The organism is Amycolatopsis acidicola (genome assembly GCF_007713735.2).
Classification (GTDB): domain Bacteria; phylum Actinomycetota; class Actinomycetes; order Mycobacteriales; family Pseudonocardiaceae; genus Amycolatopsis_E; species Amycolatopsis_E acidicola.
Genome location: NZ_VMNW02000003.1, coordinates 39,204 through 55,703, shown reverse-complemented (window position 1 = coordinate 55,703; position 16,500 = coordinate 39,204). Strand labels below are relative to the sequence as shown.

The window sequence follows — 16,500 nt, the reverse complement described above, 5'->3', positions numbered from 1 at the left end:
CCAAATTTAATCGTAATTAGATTAACCGATGCGCAGGGGCCGGGACAACCCGTGCGGGTGCGGGTCAGGGCAACTGAGTCAGCGCGCCACGCATGACGGCGTCGACGAGCTTGAACTTCTGCACTTTCCCGGTCGGAGTCGTCGGCAGTTCGTCGGCGAACAGCCAGTGCTGCGGGATTTTGTACGCCGCGAGGCGGGCGCGGCAGACCGCGTCGAGTTCGTCACGCAACCCAGGCCGTGGCCGGTCCCGCAAGCGAACGATCGCGCCCACGGTCTCCCCCCACTTGTCGTCCGGCACGGCGATGACGGACACTTCGGCCACAGCTTCGTGGTTCAGAAGGCAGGCTTCGATCTCCGCCGGTGCGATGTTCTCTCCGCCTCTGATGATGAGGTCCTTGATCCGCCCGCCGAGTGTGATCATGCCGCGCTCGTCCATGCTGCCGAGGTCACCGGTGTGCACCCAGCCCTCCGCGTCGACCGTCCGTGCCGTCGCGTCGGGATCGTGCAGGTATTCCACCAGCTGCTGGTAGCCGCGCGCGCAGATCTCCCCTCGCACGCCGAGAGGCTGGATCTGACCGGTCGCCGGATCGATGATCTTGCAGTCGACCTGAGGCAGCGGCCTGCCGACAGTGTTCACCTGGTCGTCGCGGGTGTCCCCGCGCCGGGTCATCGTCAGCACGGGAGCCAGTTCCGTCTGCCCGAACAAGTTGTGCACCGAGGCGCCGAAGAGGGTTTCCGCAGCTTCGATCATCGGCCGCGGCACTTTCGCCGCTCCGCCCATCACGGTTGTCAGGCGCGGCGCGGGTTCGCCTGTTTTCTTGGCCGTCTCGATCAGGCTGCCCAGCACGGTCGGTACATAGAACAACACGTCTGCGCGTTCGGTGCGCAGAACATCCAGCACGGCCGACGGTTCGAACCGCTCGATCAGGATTTCGCACCCACCCAGCCACAGCGGGCCGAGCGTGCCGATCACGCAAGCGGCGGTGTGGAACATCGGCAGCGGATTGACGGTCACGGCACCGGGCTGAACCTCCGCGGTGTCCATCGTCAGTTTGGCGACGTTCACGAGCGAACGATGCCTCAGGAGGACTCCCTTGGGTTTGCCGGTAGTACCCGACGTGTACTGCAACATCACCGGCGAATCGGTATCGCAGTCGGAAAGTGGTTCGTGTTCGTCGCCGGAGTCCAGCCAGCTGTCCCAATCGGACAGACTGATCACGTGACGAAGCTTCGGGCACTCGTCGCGCACTGACGCGACCACCGACGCCATGTCGTATTCGCGGCTACGATCGGCGTGGACCAGCACCACCGACTCGGAGTGGTTGAGCGCGTAGCTCAGGTCGTTCTTGCGCAGGACAGGGTTGAGCGCCACCAGGTACACGCCGGCGAGCGCGGCCCCGTACTGGATGATCGGCCATTCCACGATGTTCTGCGCCCACAACGCCACGAACTCCCCGGGCTCGGCCAGGCGCAGCAGCGCGCGTGCAACCTGCCGCGCCTCGGCGTAGAGCTCCCCGTAGGTAAGCCGACGTTGCGAGCCATCGCGATAAGCGTTTCCCACCAATGCGGGCGCATCCGCGTGCTCGCCGGCGCGGGCCGCGAGCAACGACCCGACTGTGTGGTCGACAAGCGGGACGGATTCGTCCTTGTGCCACAAGGATTCCTGCATGCCTCCAACCTCCGTTGGCTGAGCGCTGGTTCAGTGTCCGTGAAACGACGGACGCCGCCGTTCACGGAAGGCGGCGACACCTTCGGCGAAGTCTTCGGTGTCGAACAAGCGGGACTGCAACTCGACTTCCCGGTCGAGAACCTCACACGGATCCCGGGGCCAGGAAGCGAACATGAACTTGATACCCGCGAGCGCGAGCGGAGGCCCGCCCGCGATCACGGCGGCCTCCTCAAGCGCGGACTCCAGCGCACGCCCTGGCTCCGCCAGGCGGTCGACCATGCCAAGGTCGCGGGCTTCGGTGCCGGGAATCCGACGGGGCAGCAACATCAACTGCCGTGCGGTCGCGGACCCCACGCGGGCGGGGAGCGAAGCGAAAATTCCCATGTCCCCCGCGAGACCGACACCCGTGAACGTCGTGCTGAAGGTGCTGCCGGTCGACGCGACAACACGGTCACACGCGAGCGCGAGCGCCGTGCCCGCCCCGAACGCGTACCCTTCGACAGCAGCGATGACCGGCTTCGGGCCGGTCCAGATCGCCCGGATCACACGTTGAGCGGCCTGCGCACGAGGCACGGTTTCCGCTGCCGGTTGCCGTCGCATCGTCGAGATGTCCCCGCCCGAGCAGAACGTGCCCGCGGCACCGGTGAGAATCACGACTCGGACCGCGGTGTCCTCCATCGCCGCTTCCAGCGCCTCGGCTAGCACGACGCGCAGTTCGAGATCGATCGCGTTGCGCTTTTCCGGCCGATTGAGAGTGATCGTCCGGATTTCGTCCTGGTCTTCTGTGAGTACGCAGTCGGTCACGGCTACTCTCCCGTGAAATTCGGCGACCGGCGCACGATCACTGCAGCCAGGCCCTCGCGGGAGTCGGCGGTGCCGGATAGCTCCGACACCGTGCGAGCCTCGTCGGGCAGCTGCGAATCCAGCGACGATCCCAAGCCCTGCCACAGCAGGCGCTTCGTCGCGGCGATCGCCTTCGGCGGCAACGCGACAATCGTCCGCGCGAGTGCCAAAGCTTCGTCGCGCACCGTCTCGTCCGGCACGACCTTCGTGAGTAGTCCCGCGTCGAGCGCCTCGCGTGCGGTCAATGTCGGGTTGGTGAGCAGGATTTCCATCGCCTTGCGCAAGCCGACCAGCCGGGCCAGCGTCACCGTGACCCCGGCGTCCGGTGCCATCCCCACACGCACCGCACCGGAAAAGAACTTCGCCGACTCCGCCGCGACGACGAGATCGGCGGCGCAGGCCAACCCGAACCCGCCTCCCCCGGCGGCGAACCCGTGCACCGCCGCGATCACCGGTGGCCGCAGCTGCACGAGTGCCGACACCGCGATCTGGAGCCAGGACGTCGCCTCACGCAGGTAGTCCGGCAAGCCCTCGCCCTTGCTCGCGAAATCCCGCACGTCACCGCCGGCGCAGAAATGCCGACCCTCGCCAGACAGCACCACCGCCCGGACCCGGCTTTCCCCGTGCACCAGCATGATCGCGCTGTGCAATGCCTTCAGCAGCTCGACGTTCATGCCGTTCGCCGCTTCCGGCCGGTTGAGCCTCAACCGCGCGACCCCGTCCGCGTCGAGGTCCAGCAGGACCGGCCCCGAATCGATCAGCTTGTCCGTCATTTCAGGCTCCTTCGCCCTGGGTGAAGGTGGCGATCCCGGCGCCTGCCGATGCCCCGGCGACGTGGTCGACCACCGTGCGCAGTTCCAGTGCCAGCCCTTCCGCCAGCGACCCTCGCAGGCCGTCGTCCACGAGTTTCTTGATCTTCCCGAGCGCGATCCGGTCCTTGCCGGCGATTCGCGCGACGAACGCGGTGACGCCCTCTTCGAACTCCTCTGGCGCGAAGCTGCGGTAGGCCAGTCCCCACTCGGCGGCCTGTGCCCCGGACAGCCGTTCACCGGAGAGAATGTGTCCGAGCGCGCGCTGCCGGCCGACCAGCCGTGCCAGCCGCTGGGAACCACCACCGCCGGGCACTTGCCCGAAGTTGGCATGGTTGTCCGCCAGTTTGGCGTCAGCACGGACCAAGGCGATGTCGGAGGCCTGCATCAGCTCGAAACCACCGGCCATCGCGTAGCCTTCGACGACCGTGACTACGGGCACCGCCAGTTCCGCGATCGTCGTACAAGCTCGCCCGAAGTTCTCGAACAACGGTTTCAAGGCCGCCGGCCCGTCGGTTCGAAGCCGCTCGAGCTCGTGGAAATCCCCGCCGACGGAGAAGTTGCCGCCCGCGCCGCGGATCACGATGACGGCCGCCGACTCGGCGAGTTCACGCAGCGCTTCCTCGAGCTGTCTGCCCAGTTCGACGGTGATGGCGTTCATCGCGTCGGGCCGGTTGAGCACGATCCGGCCGATCGCACCGTCGAGCCGGGCGACGACCGCGGGCTCGTCCTTCGTGGTCACATTCTCACCTGTTCTCATAGACCGGTTCGCGGCGCTGTTCCCTGGCCCGCAAGGCCTCAGCCATGTCCGCGGTGCGGGAGGCCAGGATCTGGTTGCGGTTCTCGTTGTCCACCGCGGCCCTCAGCGACGGCGCATCGACCCCGCTTCGCAAAGCCTGTTTCGTCAGCCGGACGCCGAACGGGCTGTTGGCCGCGATCTCCCTGGCCAGCGCGAGCGCGGTCGGGGCCAGTTCGGCTCCCTCGCACAGTTTGTTGACCATTCCGAGCCGTACCGCCTCGTGTCCGTCGATGCCGCGGCCCGTGAGCATCAGCTCCGCGGCGGCGCCCATCCCGATCACGCGCGGCAGGCTCCAGGACAGTCCGAGATCGGCGCCGGAAAGGCCGATCCGCACGAAGGCGGCACCGAATCGCGCGGATGGCGTGGCCACCCGCAGATCCGCGGCCATCGCCAGCGACAGGCCGGCGCCGACCGCCGGTCCCTGCACGGCGGCGATCACCGGTATCGGTAGTTCGACGACCCGCTCGACAGCTCTCGCCCAGCCCTCCTGGTGCGTGAGCAGTTCAGGCAGCCCTTGTGTCCCGGTCTCCGCGATCTCTCCGAGATCGAAGCCGGAGCAGAACGCGCGCCCGGCACCGGACAATATGACGACACGCGCGGACTCGCTGCGCGCTGCGGTCCCGAGCGCTTCGGTGAAGCGGTCCAGCAGTGCCGGGGTGAGCGCGTTCAGCCGATCCGGCCGGTTCAAGGTCAGCCGGATGATTCCGGGCTCGGGCTCGTCGACCCGAACCAAATCGTCACCAGTCACATCAACCGCCCGCCTCCGACTTCGAGGACGGCTCCGGTCATGTAGCTGGAAAGGTCCGATGCGAGGAACAGCACGGCGCCCGCGACCTCGTCCGGTTCGCCCGCGCGCTTCATCGGCACGCCCGCCTCTCGTTCGGCGAAGACATCGGATGGCATCGCCTCGGTCATAGGGGTGCGGATGAGCCCCGGCTGCACGGCGTTGACCCGGACACCCTTGTGCGCCAACTCTTTCGCGGCGGCCTTGGTGAGCCCGACGATGCCGGCCTTGGCGGCGCTGTAGTTCGTCTGGCCCGGGTTGCCGGACTTCCCGGACAGCGACGACATGTTCACGATCGAGCCCCGCCCGGCCTCCCGCATGATCGCCGACGCCGCACGAACACCGAGCCAGGTGCCCTTCAAGTGCACGTCCATGACCGCCTCGAAATCCTGCACGGTCATCTTGCGCAGCGAGGCGTCGCGGGTGATGCCCGCGTTGTTGACGTGGACATCCAGCGACCCGAACTCCTCGACCGTCCGCCGCAGGACCGTGTCCATCGACTCCTCGTCAGTGACGTCGCAGGCCAGCGGCAGCACCGCGCCGCCGAGTTCGGCAGCCGCCTGCCCGGCCCGGTCACCGTCGAGGTCGACCAGCGCGACCTTCGCTCCCTGTGCGTGCAGTGATCGCGCGATCGCCAGCCCGATCCCTTGCGCCGCACCGGTGACTACCGCGGCACGGCCGCTCAGCAGCCCGCCGGTCACGACAGGTACCGCACGATCGACTCGACAACACAGGCCGGCTTCGGAGCGTCCTCGATCTCGATCGTCGTCGACAGCACCGCCTGTACCGCGCCGTCGAGCGGAGTCACCTCCACGAGCCTGGACGTCGCACGCAACTTGGCCCCCGCCGGCACCGGAGCGGGCAACCGCACCTTGTTCAGGCCGTAGTTCACGGCCATCGAGACGTTGTCGACTCGGTAGATCTGGTGCAGGAAGGTCGGCAGCATCGACAGAGTGAGGAGCCCGTGCGCGATGGTGCCACCGAACGGGCCGGTCGCCGCCTTCTCGACGTCGACGTGGATCCATTGGTGGTCACCCGTCGCGCCGGCGAACGCGTTGATGCGCTCCTGATCGACGACCGTCCAGTCGCTGCTGCCCAGTTCCTCACCCACCGCGCCCGCGAGCTCGGCGATGCCGTTGAAGATCCTCATACACGCTCCAGTGCGCCGACAGCATTTTCAAATTGAAGATAAATTAGATAGGATCCCGGAGTCAACCACGGCAGGCACCGGCAAAGGAGCACGGATGGATCTCGACCTGCGCGGAGCCCGCGTTCTCGTCACCGGCGGGGCCTCCAACATCGGACGGGGCATAGTCCACGGTTTCGCGGCCGAAGGCGCGCGGCTGCTGATCTGCGACGTCGACGGCGAGCAGGCTGCCAAGGTCCAGGCGGAAGCACTCGAGCGCGGTGCGACCGCCGCCGAAGTCGTCGAGCAGGACCTGACCCACGAGGGGGCGGGCGCCCGGGTGGTCGGCGAACTGATCGACCGCTGGGGTGGAATCGACGCGCTCGTCAACAACGCCGGCTGGAGTGTGCCCGGTTTCTTCACCGAAGACACCGATCGTGCTCGCTGGCAGAAACTGGTCGAGATCAACGTCTTCGCGGCGATCGACTGCACCCAGGCGGCGATCACCCCGATGCGGGAGGCAGGACAGGGTTCCATCGTCTTCATCGCCAGCGATGCCGCGTTCGGCGAAATCCGCCAAGGCGTCTATGGCGCGACGAAAGCATCGTTACTGGCACTCGCCCGCACAGTCGCCAAAGAGCATGGCAGGCACGGGATCCGATCCAATGTCGTGTGCCCCGGCCTCGTCGTGCCAGAAGGCAAGGACGCCGTCGGACCGAAGAGCCTGTGGGCCGCCGATCCGGAAGCCGTCTTCAACGAAAAGCAGATCGAGGCGATGACGAAGGGAATCCCCCTGCGCAGGCTCACCACGGCCGACGACATCGCGAACGCGGTCGTGTGGGTCTCGTCCGAACGCACCGCGCGCCAAGTGACCGGACAGGTGTTCTCGGTCAGCGGCGGCTACTCGATGCCCTGACATGGCCAAGGGAAAATCCAAGAAGCCGGTCACGCCGTCGGCGACCCGCGAGCGCATCCTCGCCGCCGCGGCCACGATCCTCAGCGCGAAGGGCTATTCCGAGACCAGGCTGTCGGACATCGCCGACTCGGCCGAGCTCCGCGCGCCCGCCGTCTACTACTACTTCGACTCACGGGAAGATCTCATCGCCGAGGTGATGGCCGTTGGCCAGCGACGACTGAGAGAGCATGTCGAGTCGGCGCTCGCCGGACTGCCGTCGGCCACCGCGCCGATGGACCGCATCGAGACCGCGGTACAAGCCCACCTTCAAGTGGAACTGCAACTTTCGGATTTCGCCACCGCCGTGACCCGGAACATCGGCCAGCTTCCAGACGAGGTCCGCGACCGACTGCGAGCAGAGGGCGCCGAGTACATCGGCTTGTGGCGTGGCCTGCTGGAGGCGGCACGCCGTGCGGGCCAGCTGCGACCGGACCTCGATCTGCGGGCTGCCCGCATGCTCGTGATGGGCGCCTTGAACTGGACCACCGAGTGGTGGAACCCGCAACAGGGTTCCCTCTCCGCCGTCATAGAGACTGCCCAGAGTCTCATCCGGCACGGCCTCGGGTTCGCTACGCCACACTAGATCCTCATTGTTTTGAATCTATGTTAAATTCCGTCTGCCGGTTCACGGTAGTTCCAACGGAGGAGACACCATGCCCGACGCCTATCTCGTCGACGCCATCCGCACCCCGGTCGGCCGCCGCAAGGGCGGATTCGCCACCACACATCCGGCCGACCTCGGCGCCCACGTCATCCGCACACTCGTCGCCCGCGGCGACTTCGATCCCGCGGCCATCGACGACGTGATCTACGGCTGCCTCGATGCGATCGGTTCGCAGGCGGGCGACATCGCACGCACCTGCGCGCTGGCCGCCGGGTTACCGGAGACCGTGCCCGGCGTGACGATCGACCGGCAATGCGGTTCGTCGCAGCAGGCCGTGCACTTCGCCGCGCAGGCGGTCATGAGCGGCACGGCCGACCTGGTCGTGGCCGGTGGCGTGCAGAACATGACCCAGTTCCCCATCCTCAGCTCCTTCACCGCCGGAGAGCCTTACGGGGCAACCGATCCGTGGTCGGGCTCCCAGGACTGGGAAGCGCGGTACGGCACGCAGGAGATCTCGCAATTCCGGTCCGCCGAGACCATCGCCGAGTCGTTCGGCTTCACCCGCGCCGACATGGAGGAGTTCGCGCTCCGCAGTCACCAGCGTGCCGTCCACGCTCGCGAAGAGGGTCGTTTCGACCGGGAAATCATCCCCTTCGGAGACGTCAAACAGGACGAGGGTCCTCGCGCGGACACCTCACTGGAAAAGATGGCCGGACTGAAGACTCTGGTCCCCGGCGGACGTCTCACCGCCGCGGTCTCCAGCCAGATCTCCGACGCCTCCGCCGCGATCCTGGTGGCCTCGGAGGAAGCCGTGCGAACCCACGGCTTGAAGCCACGCGCGCGTATCCACCACCTGTCCGTGCTGGGCGCGGACCCGGTCAACCTTCTGATCGCACCGCTGCCCGCCACGCAGCGGGCGCTGGAGAAGACCGGGCTCGGTGTGGACGACATCGACCTGTTCGAGGTCAACGAAGCGTTCGCCAGCGTCGTGCTGGCCTGGCTCAAGGAGACCGGGGCCGACCCCGCGAAGACCAACGTCAACGGCGGCGCCATTTCGCTCGGTCATCCGCTCGGCGCGTCCGGCGCCAGGATCATGATCACGCTCCTGCACGAGCTCGAGCGCACCGGCGGACGGTTCGGGCTGCAGACCATGTGTGAAGGCGGTGGCCAGGCCAACGTCACGATCATCGAGCGACTGGGCTGACGACATGCGGCGGACACTGTACACCGCGGATCACGAGGCCTACCGGGAAACAGTCCGGGAGTTCGTCGCCAGGGAGGTCGTGCCCCATCACGAACGCTGGGACGCCGAACGCTGGATCGACCGCTCGGTCTTCGCCGCCGCGGCCAAACAGGGGATCTACGGACTGCAGATCCCCGAGATATACGGCGGCGCCGGTGAACAGGACTACCGGTACCGGATGATCGTGTGCGAAGAGATCGCGAAGATCCACGCGTTGTCCTTCGGCCTCACCATATCCCTGCAGGACGACCTCGTCCTGCACTACCTACTCGACCTGACCACCGACGAGCAGAAACAACGCTGGCTGCCCGGGATGGCCGCCGGTGAGCTCATCGGCGCGCTCGCGATGACCGAGCCCGGGGCCGGCAGCGATCTGCAGGGGATCCGGACCACAGCCAGGAAGGACGGCGCGGACTGGATCCTCAACGGACAGAAGACGTTCATCAGCAGCGGCATCATGGCCGACCTCGTGATCGTCGCGGCACGCACGGATCCGGACGCCGGCTCGAAGGGCTTCAGCCTGTTCGTCGTGGAGCGGGACATGCCCGGATTCGTCCGGGGCCGCAAGCTCGACAAGGTCGGGCTGCCGGGACAGGACACCGCCGAACTGTTCTTCGAAGACCTCCGTGTTCCCGCCGCCAACCTGCTCGGCACCGAAGGCAGGGGCCTGCACCACCTGATGAGTCACCTTCCGAGGGAGCGCCTCGGCGTCTCCGCCAAGGCGATCGCCACCTGCCGTGCGATCTTCGAGGACACCCGCCGTTATTGCTTCGAGCGCCGCGCTTTCGGCCAAGCGATCGGGGACTTCCAGCACGTGCGGTTCGAGCTAGCGGAGATGGCGACCGAGATCGACATTGCTCAGTCCTATGTGGATGACTCCGCGCTGGCGTTCAACGCCGGAGAACTGACACCCGTCGACGCGGCCAAGGGCAAGTGGTACATCAGCGAACTGCAGAAACGGCTGGTGGACCGCTGCCTGCAGCTCCACGGCGGGTACGGCTACATGACCGAGTACCCGGTCGCGAGGGCGTACCTGGACACGCGGATCGAGACGATCTACGGCGGGACGACCGCGATCATGAAAGAGATCATCGGGCGGGACCTCGCCCGCTGAGCGGTGGCGGGGGCCGGACATCGGGCGGCCGGCCCCCACGACCACTAGACGGTCAGCACAGCCTTGCCCACGATCCGCCCCTCCTCGAGGTCAGCCAGTGCTCGCGATGCCTGCTCCAAGGGGTACCGGCGGGTGACAGGTGGCCGCAACCCTTTGTCCACCAAGGTTTCCAGCGCGCCCGCCGTTTCGGCGAGCGCTTCGGGATGAGTGCGAAGGAACTCTCCCCAGCCCGCACCCACGATGCTGACGTTGCGCAGCAGCAACCGGTTCACCTTGATCCTCGGAATCGCGCCCCCGGCGAACCCGAGCACGAGCAGCCGCCCCTCCGGGGCGAGCACTCGCACCGCATCGTCGAACACCTCCCCGCCGACCGGGTCGACGACGATGTCCACACCTCGGCCAGTCAGTTCACCTACCCGCTCCCGCCAGCCTTCGCCGAGCGCTGTCACCTCGTCCGCCCCAAGCCCTCGCAGGAATTCGTCGTGTCCGCTCCGGCGGACACCGGCGAGCACACGGGCACCGAGGGCCTTGGCGACCTGTATCGCCGCGGATCCCACTCCCCCGGCCGCGCCCAGCACCAGCACAGTCTCCCCGGCGACAAGCCCCGCCCGCCTGTACAACGCGAAATGCGCGGTGTGGTGGTTGGCCAGCAAGGCCGCGCCGTCGGCGAAATCGAGGCTCCGCGGGAGTTTCCGGACGACGGCGGGCGGCACGAGGACGCGCTCGGCGTAGCCGCCCTGGTTCGTCATCGCCGAAACCCGTTCTCCCGGGCGGAATCCGCTGTCGTCCGGTGCGGTCAGCACGACGCCGGACACCTCCGACCCGGGTACGAACGGTGGCTGCATTTGCACCTGGTAACGCCCGTGCGTCACCAGGAGATCGGGATAGCAGATCCCGGCGGCGCGGACTTCGATCAGTACGCCCTCGCCGGCCGGATCCGGCAACTCGGCGCGCTCGATGGCTTGTGGCCCAGCGAGTTCTCGCAGCAGCATGGCTTTCATCGCATCAGCGTAGCGAACCCGTATCCACATTTCTTAGTCTGTGTTAAATTCCACGGTATGCCTGCTCCCCGAGCGCTGGTGGCCGCGTCAGTGGCCTGGTCGGCACTGGGCACGCTCGAACTCGTCGTGGCAGCGGAAGCCTTCGATACCGGTCGGACGCCGGGTGATGATCCGCTCGCGCAGACCTACGGCCCTGAATACACGTCCTTTGTGGAGCGTCCGCTCGGCCTGATGCTCATCTGCGTGATCGCCGCTGCACTGACGCTCGCGGCGGTTCGCCCGCTTCTGCGCGGCCAAAAGGTGATGGCGTACCTGCTGCCCCCGGCGAGCGCCGCGGTCGTCCTGGTGTTCGCACTGAGCGGTCATGCTTTCGCGACGATCGCCGGGCTCGTGCTCATGGTTCTCGGTAGTGCACCGCTAGTCACCACGAAGGTCCACCGCTACCTGCGGGGACTGCCGCCGCCGTGGCGTCCCAGCCCGTTCCCGCGGTCAAGCCGCAAGTGACGCTATCAGCGCGGCCGCGGCGAACAGCGCGAACGCCGCAGCGAGCGTCCAGCAGGCGCGGACACCGCGCCGGAGCACGCGCTGCTTGTGCTCGCGCTGGCGCGGGTCACTGAACACCAGCGAATCCCACGACTGGCGGCCGCCCCACCAGGCCAGTCCCGACAGGACGGCCGCCAGTACGAAGAACGGCAGGGCATTCACTTGCCACCGGCCGGGATACCGCTCTGGGTCGGCGTTCCGCTGGGTGCCGCGTCAGGGTTGGCAGGGCGGTAGTCGTCGGCGTAGCGGATGCCGGCGTCCGCGATCTCACTCCCGAGCCAGTTACGCCACTTGTCCACCGCGCGCTCGACTTCCAGCGTCTGCCGGAGCTGGTCCTTCACCTGGGCGAAGTCGGCGGGTACCGGCGGTGTCACCTGGCCGATCACGCCGATGTTCCAGCCGTAGGAGTTCTGGACCGGTCCGAAGGGCTGCCCCGGCATCGCGGTGAAGGCGGCGTCGCCGTAGGCCTGTTCCAGCTGGTCCCGGCTTACCGCACCGAGATCTCCCCCCTTGTCGCGGGTGCTGCCGTCGAGGCTCGCCTGCTGGGCCTCCGCGGCGAAGGGCGTACCAGACCGCAATGCCGCCAGCACGCGGTCGGCGTCGTCTTGGGATCCCACGACGATGTTGGAGATCTGGCGCTTCTCGGGGGCCCCGAGCGAATCCTTGCGCTGGGCGAACGCCGTCTGTACATCCTGGTCAGTCACCTGGGGCAGCCCGGCGGTCACCTTGTCGAACAGCTGGGCCATCGCGAGCCTGCGTTTGAGCTCGTCCACCACGGCCTGTTCGGTGGTGCCCTGGTCACCGAGCGCCGCCACGAACTTGTTGTAGGCGTCGGGTCCGTCCCCCAGCTTCTCCTGCACGAACTTCGCCAGGGTGTCGCGGGCCGTCTTGTCGGCGACGACGATTCCATTGTCGAGGGCGGCCTGGTCCAGGATGAGGCTCACCGCGTACGCCTTCGCCGCATCCTTGCGGAACGTAGCCAGTTGCCCTGGATCAGTCGGCACCTGCACGCCGTAAAGCGCGCGCAGGGTCTGCACTTCGGAGTCCAGTTCGCCGGAACTGATCTGGCGATCCTTGTACTCGAACGCGACGCCCTCGGGCAGCCAGGTCGGCAGGAAGGACAGAACCCCCTCACCGGATTTCAAGCCCAGCAACGATTTACCCGATTTGACCCAGAAGAAGCTTCCGGTACATACGAGCGCAACAACCAGCAGCGCAACCAGCACGACGCGCGAGCGCCGCGACCGCGGCAGTCGCGGACGCCAGCCCGGAAGCCGGGGGCGCCACCGCTTCCGCTGCGGTTCTTCCCTTTCCTCCACAGGCTTTTCCGGCCCGGCGAGGGCGTCCCGTAGCTTGGCGCGGGCCTGTTCCGCCCGGGGACCGAGTGCGGTGGCTTCTTCGGTGTCAGTGCTCATCATCGAACTCCAACCATGGGCTTGCGAACTTCGGGGATGTCTGCGGTTTCCGTTCCTCGCCCGGGTCTGCCCACCGTCGCCCACACGACGCACGCGGCGGCGGCGAGCGCGAGCAGGACCGAGCCGGCGAGCAGCAGGCCGAACTCCCGGATCGCCGTCAATCCGGAGAAGGAAAGCACGGTGTAGCCGACCGCCGAGGTCAATGCCGCCAGCCCGACCGACCGCCGCAACGTGCGACTGTTCCGGCGGGCCGACTCGGCGAGCAGCACAGTGAACTCACAGCCGACCGCCGCGGTGAGGGAACCGAGCCCGACGGTTACCGGGCTCAGCGGAACCCCCGCCAGGTGCATGCCGGCCAGACCGGCACCCGTCGCGATCGCCGCGGCGAGCACTGCCCGCCCTGCGTCAGCGCGGCGGCGCAGACCGAGCGCGAGCACGGAGCCGGCCGCGACGATGCCCGCGAGGTTCATCAGCACCCGGTCTCCGGAAAGCAGCTCGTTGCCCCGGACGGCGACGGCGGGCAAGCCGGTGATCTCCACGTGATAGCCGGCGGGCGGCGGAGGCAGGGAGGCGGCCAGGTCGTCGCGGACGTGCTGCAGCGAGCCCATGTCGTCGAACCGGACACCGAAGCTGAGCAGCGCCGTCTTGTTGTCGTCGCTGAACACCGCGCCGGTGAGGTACTTCGGCAGCAGGCGAACTCCCGCCTGTATCTGGTCCGCGTTCGGTGCCGCGCCGAGGAAAGGCAGCAGTGTCGGCGGCGAAACCACCGGACGAAGCTGATCACCATACCGGGACACGGCGACGTTCTGGGCCTGCTGCGCCCACGCGATCGCCTGCGGAGCAAGGGCATCTCCCCCGTCGAGCACCACGTCGAGCTCCCCTGAGGAACCCATCACGGATTCGACGTCCCTGGCGTCCGACAACGCGGGCAATCCTGCCGCGAGCTTCTCGAAGCTGCCTTCCAACGGCATGCCGGGCAAGGCCGCCCAGCCGAGTGCCCCGACCACGAGCCCGGCGGCCAGGACGGTCGACCTGGTGTGCCGCCGCGCGCGAGGTGCGGTTCGTCCCGGTTCGGAGTCTTCCTCCCGCGGGTGGCGTCCGAGCAGGACGAACCCGGTTCCGGCCGCGAGCAGCACACCAACGGACATGGCCAGTCCCAGGTCCGAGATGAACGGCATCGGCGAGAGGGTCAGCGTCGCGAAGCTGGCCGCGCTCGCCGTGACCACGACGAACACCATCCGCCATCTCGCGTGCTGAGCGAAATAGGTCGGGTAGTAGCTGCCGATGCCCAACAACACCGGCAGGAAGGCCACCACACCCAGTGAGACCGGTTTGTCCAGCCAGCCGAAGATCGCCAGCGTCATCGCCACGGCCAGCAACGTCGTCGCGACCGGCAAAAGCCGGCGCCGCCATCGCGTCCAGGGCACCAGGAGGAAGCAGCCGGCCAGTGCCAGCACCGCGATCCCGCCGAGCAACGGGATCTCACCGCGCACCTCGTCACCGAGTGCCGAGATGATCACCGGGACGCCGGATACCTGTACCTGTGCCGCGTCGAGCTTCGCGTCGGCCACCGTCGACCGGACACTGTCCACAAGGGACTTCGCGGCAGTCTCGTCCAGGCCCTGACGCGGGCGAATGAGGACGGCGGCCGAGTCGGCGCTGGGGATGATGAAGCGCCACTGCCCCTTGGGCTTCCCCTGCGTGTCGTAGACGACCGAACGGACGAAGCCAGGGTTGTGCAGGGTGGGCAGACCTGCGGGCATCGCCTGCACCAGCAGCGGGCCGTAGCGGAGATCGAACTGCCGCAAGGCTTCCTGACCTGCCTCCTGTGCCGCCGAATCGGAGGCGCCGCGCTGTTTTGCGGCATCGACGGCCTGGCTCTGGATCCCGTCACGCCGGCCGGTGAGCTCGGCGAGCAGGAGCTGTGTCTGCCCCGCGATCTGGTTGAGCGTCGTGCCCGGACCGTAGACCGCAGCGACATCGGGGAGCTGGGACAGCTTGCCCTCGAGCCCGAGTAGGGGCAACAGGTGCGCCTCGTCCAGTTGCTGCCCCGGCTGGTGCGCCCGGACCAGCACGACGATCGGGTCCGCACCGAACACGCGGGACACGGAGTCGAACTGGGTCAGCTCCGGATCGTCCCGGGGCAGAAAGGAGTCCAGATCCGTCTGCACCCGTAACCGCGCAGCGCCGCCGGCCACGAAACCACCGACGACGAGTACGGCGAGTACGGCGAGTACCGCGAACGCCCCGCGGCGCGTCGGATGACGCACCGCGGACAGGATCCGCCGGGCCCTGGCCTTCATTTACTTGCCTTCTTGCTGGACACGCGGGTACTGGCCGGAGAACGACTTGGGATCGTTCAGCGACCCCGCGGCCGGGTACGGGTTGTTCCGGTCGAACAACGGGGGATTCGTCGTCAAGGGCAGGCCGGAGGCACTCTGCTCGTTGACCACCAGCGTCATCTTCAGCACCCCGTTCTGGGTGTTCAGCGACTGTCCGAAGTTGACGAAGAACCCGGTGATCTCGTGCCCGTAGGGCGCCAGGTACGACAGCATCGGGTTGACATCACGCAAGGCGACGTCCGCCGGCGGAATCAGTGCGTCCGCATCACTCGCGACAACGGGCACCCGGGCCAGCGTCGGCGACGCGGTGTCGAGCACGCCGTTCAGCGAAGGCAGCAGCCGCCGCAGATCGGCGGCGGTCTGGGGCAGTTGTTGCAGTGCCGCACTGACATCGGGTGCCGCGGTCTTCAGGTTCGCGGCGACGGGAGCCAGCGACTGCGAAAGCTGCGTGAGTCCGGTGCTCGCGCTGCGCGCCTTGTCGAGCAGCCCGGGCAGCTCACGCATGACCGAAGTCAGATCGTCCTTTCCGGCCGCGGTAACCGAAGTCAGCTGTTCGGCGTCGGTCACGAGCTGCGCGATCTGGCCCTGCCGGCTGTCGAGCGCGGCGACCAGGCTGGCCGTGTCACCGGTGAGCTGTTGCAACTGGTCGGACTGCGCCGCGAGCGCGCCCAGCGCGTCCTTGCCCTGTCTTGCCGCGTCCCCGAGCCCGGACAGCGCGGCCGAGATGCTGTCGCGGCCGTCCGCGGTCGCGGCCCCGAGCGAGCGGATCGAACCCGCGAGCGCGTCGCGCGTCGGCTGGTCCAGGCTGTTGAGCACGTCGTTCAGCTCGACGGCCGGCTTGCCCGATCCCGCCGGGAGCCGCGATCCGTCGGCGATCGGCGCACCCGTCCCGTCGGTGACTTCGAGGAACGTCTCCTCGAGCAGCGTCTTGTACCGCACGACGACCGCGGCCCCTTCGTGCAACGGTCGCGGCCCGCCGTCGAGCTGCATCATCACCGAGGCCTGGTTACCGTCGACGTGGACGTCGGCGACCGTGCCGATCTTCACCCCGGCGGACATCACGTCGGACCCACGCACGAGGTTGGACACGTGCGGGATGTCCAGCGACACCCGGTATCCCTTGCCGGTCACGAGCGGGATACCGCCGCCGGAACCGACCCAGAGGTAGCCGAAGAACGTCACGCACGCCGCGACGAACGCGAGCACGACGGCCAGCTGGATGTGCGGAAGCAGTGACTTCTTGATCTTCATGA

Annotated in this window: 17 protein-coding genes; 5 read left to right on the top strand and 12 right to left on the bottom strand. The window is 67.7% G+C overall.

Going from position 1 to position 16,500, the window contains the following annotated elements; all coding sequences use genetic code 11:
* Nucleotides 1-64: 64 nt before the first annotated feature.
* Genes FPZ12_RS03335 through FPZ12_RS03305 form a run of 7 tightly spaced genes read right to left on the bottom strand, consistent with a single transcriptional unit; the run spans nucleotide 65 to nucleotide 6,054 of the window.
* Nucleotides 65-1,669, bottom strand: coding sequence for a class I adenylate-forming enzyme family protein (locus FPZ12_RS03335; protein ID WP_144748695.1), 1,605 nt, complete (start codon nucleotides 1,667-1,669; stop codon nucleotides 65-67).
* Between the two features lie 30 nt (nucleotides 1,670-1,699).
* A complete protein-coding gene (locus FPZ12_RS03330; protein ID WP_144748694.1) occupies nucleotides 1,700-2,473 on the bottom strand; it encodes an enoyl-CoA hydratase/isomerase family protein in 774 nt (257 codons plus the stop codon).
* A 2-nt stretch (nucleotides 2,474-2,475) separates the two neighbouring features.
* Nucleotides 2,476-3,285 (bottom strand): enoyl-CoA hydratase/isomerase family protein, encoded by an 810-nt coding sequence (locus FPZ12_RS03325; protein ID WP_144748693.1) that lies wholly within the window; start codon nucleotides 3,283-3,285, stop codon nucleotides 2,476-2,478.
* Between the two features lies 1 nt (nucleotide 3,286).
* On the bottom strand, nucleotides 3,287-4,063 hold the full coding sequence (locus FPZ12_RS03320) for an enoyl-CoA hydratase/isomerase family protein (RefSeq protein WP_243769652.1): 777 nt from the start codon (nucleotides 4,061-4,063) through the stop codon (nucleotides 3,287-3,289).
* Between the two features lie 4 nt (nucleotides 4,064-4,067).
* Complete coding sequence (locus tag FPZ12_RS03315; RefSeq protein WP_144748691.1) at nucleotides 4,068-4,853, bottom strand: enoyl-CoA hydratase/isomerase family protein; 786 nt, start codon at nucleotides 4,851-4,853, stop codon at nucleotides 4,068-4,070.
* An 11-nt stretch (nucleotides 4,854-4,864) separates the two neighbouring features.
* Nucleotides 4,865-5,605, bottom strand: coding sequence for a 3-oxoacyl-ACP reductase FabG (gene fabG, locus FPZ12_RS03310; RefSeq protein ID WP_144748690.1), 741 nt, complete (start codon nucleotides 5,603-5,605; stop codon nucleotides 4,865-4,867).
* The gene (locus FPZ12_RS03305; RefSeq protein WP_144748689.1) at nucleotides 5,602-6,054 is read right to left on the bottom strand and encodes a MaoC family dehydratase; all 453 of its coding nucleotides are present in this window, start codon (nucleotides 6,052-6,054) and stop codon (nucleotides 5,602-5,604) included. Before FPZ12_RS03305 ends, fabG begins: the two co-directional genes overlap by 4 nt.
* Between FPZ12_RS03305 and FPZ12_RS03300 the strand changes: the two genes are divergently transcribed.
* From FPZ12_RS03300 to FPZ12_RS03285, 4 genes are all read left to right on the top strand, one after another.
* Nucleotides 6,035-6,946: an SDR family NAD(P)-dependent oxidoreductase gene (locus FPZ12_RS03300; protein ID WP_243769651.1), complete on the top strand. Its 912-nt coding sequence runs from the start codon at nucleotides 6,035-6,037 to the stop codon at nucleotides 6,944-6,946. The two genes, FPZ12_RS03305 and FPZ12_RS03300, sit on opposite strands and share 20 nt — an antisense overlap.
* Nucleotide 6,947: 1 nt before the next feature.
* Nucleotides 6,948-7,568: a TetR/AcrR family transcriptional regulator gene (locus FPZ12_RS03295; protein WP_144748688.1), complete on the top strand. Its 621-nt coding sequence runs from the start codon at nucleotides 6,948-6,950 to the stop codon at nucleotides 7,566-7,568.
* Nucleotides 7,569-7,638: 70 nt separating this feature from the next.
* Nucleotides 7,639-8,793: an acetyl-CoA C-acetyltransferase gene (locus tag FPZ12_RS03290; protein ID WP_144748687.1), complete on the top strand. Its 1,155-nt coding sequence runs from the start codon at nucleotides 7,639-7,641 to the stop codon at nucleotides 8,791-8,793.
* Nucleotides 8,794-8,797: 4 nt separating this feature from the next.
* Nucleotides 8,798-9,946 (top strand): acyl-CoA dehydrogenase family protein, encoded by a 1,149-nt coding sequence (locus FPZ12_RS03285; protein ID WP_144748686.1) that lies wholly within the window; start codon nucleotides 8,798-8,800, stop codon nucleotides 9,944-9,946.
* A gap of 44 nt (nucleotides 9,947-9,990) precedes the next feature.
* On the opposite strand, the gene FPZ12_RS03280 is transcribed toward FPZ12_RS03285, so the two are convergent.
* Nucleotides 9,991-10,947: an NADPH:quinone oxidoreductase family protein gene (locus FPZ12_RS03280; protein ID WP_144748685.1), complete on the bottom strand. Its 957-nt coding sequence runs from the start codon at nucleotides 10,945-10,947 to the stop codon at nucleotides 9,991-9,993.
* Nucleotides 10,948-11,004: 57 nt separating this feature from the next.
* Here FPZ12_RS03280 and FPZ12_RS03275 point away from each other — a divergent pair, with 57 nt between their 5' ends.
* On the top strand, nucleotides 11,005-11,451 hold the full coding sequence (locus FPZ12_RS03275; protein WP_144748684.1) for a hypothetical protein: 447 nt from the start codon (nucleotides 11,005-11,007) through the stop codon (nucleotides 11,449-11,451).
* On the opposite strand, the gene FPZ12_RS03270 is transcribed toward FPZ12_RS03275, so the two are convergent.
* From FPZ12_RS03270 to FPZ12_RS03255, 4 genes are all read right to left on the bottom strand, one after another.
* Complete coding sequence (locus tag FPZ12_RS03270; protein ID WP_144748683.1) at nucleotides 11,437-11,652, bottom strand: hypothetical protein; 216 nt, start codon at nucleotides 11,650-11,652, stop codon at nucleotides 11,437-11,439. The genes FPZ12_RS03275 and FPZ12_RS03270 overlap by 15 nt on opposite strands.
* On the bottom strand, nucleotides 11,649-12,716 hold the full coding sequence (locus FPZ12_RS03265; protein WP_166462552.1) for a peptidyl-prolyl cis-trans isomerase: 1,068 nt from the start codon (nucleotides 12,714-12,716) through the stop codon (nucleotides 11,649-11,651). Before FPZ12_RS03265 ends, FPZ12_RS03270 begins: the two co-directional genes overlap by 4 nt.
* Before the next feature lie 188 nt (nucleotides 12,717-12,904).
* Nucleotides 12,905-15,208 carry an MMPL family transporter gene (locus tag FPZ12_RS03260; protein WP_144748681.1) on the bottom strand — a complete coding sequence of 768 codons (2,304 nt, stop codon included), beginning with the start codon at nucleotides 15,206-15,208 and terminating at the stop codon, nucleotides 12,905-12,907.
* Nucleotides 15,209-16,498 carry an MlaD family protein gene (locus tag FPZ12_RS03255; RefSeq protein WP_144748680.1) on the bottom strand — a complete coding sequence of 430 codons (1,290 nt, stop codon included), beginning with the start codon at nucleotides 16,496-16,498 and terminating at the stop codon, nucleotides 15,209-15,211. It lies immediately after the preceding gene.
* Between the last annotated feature and the right edge of the window lie 2 nt (nucleotides 16,499-16,500).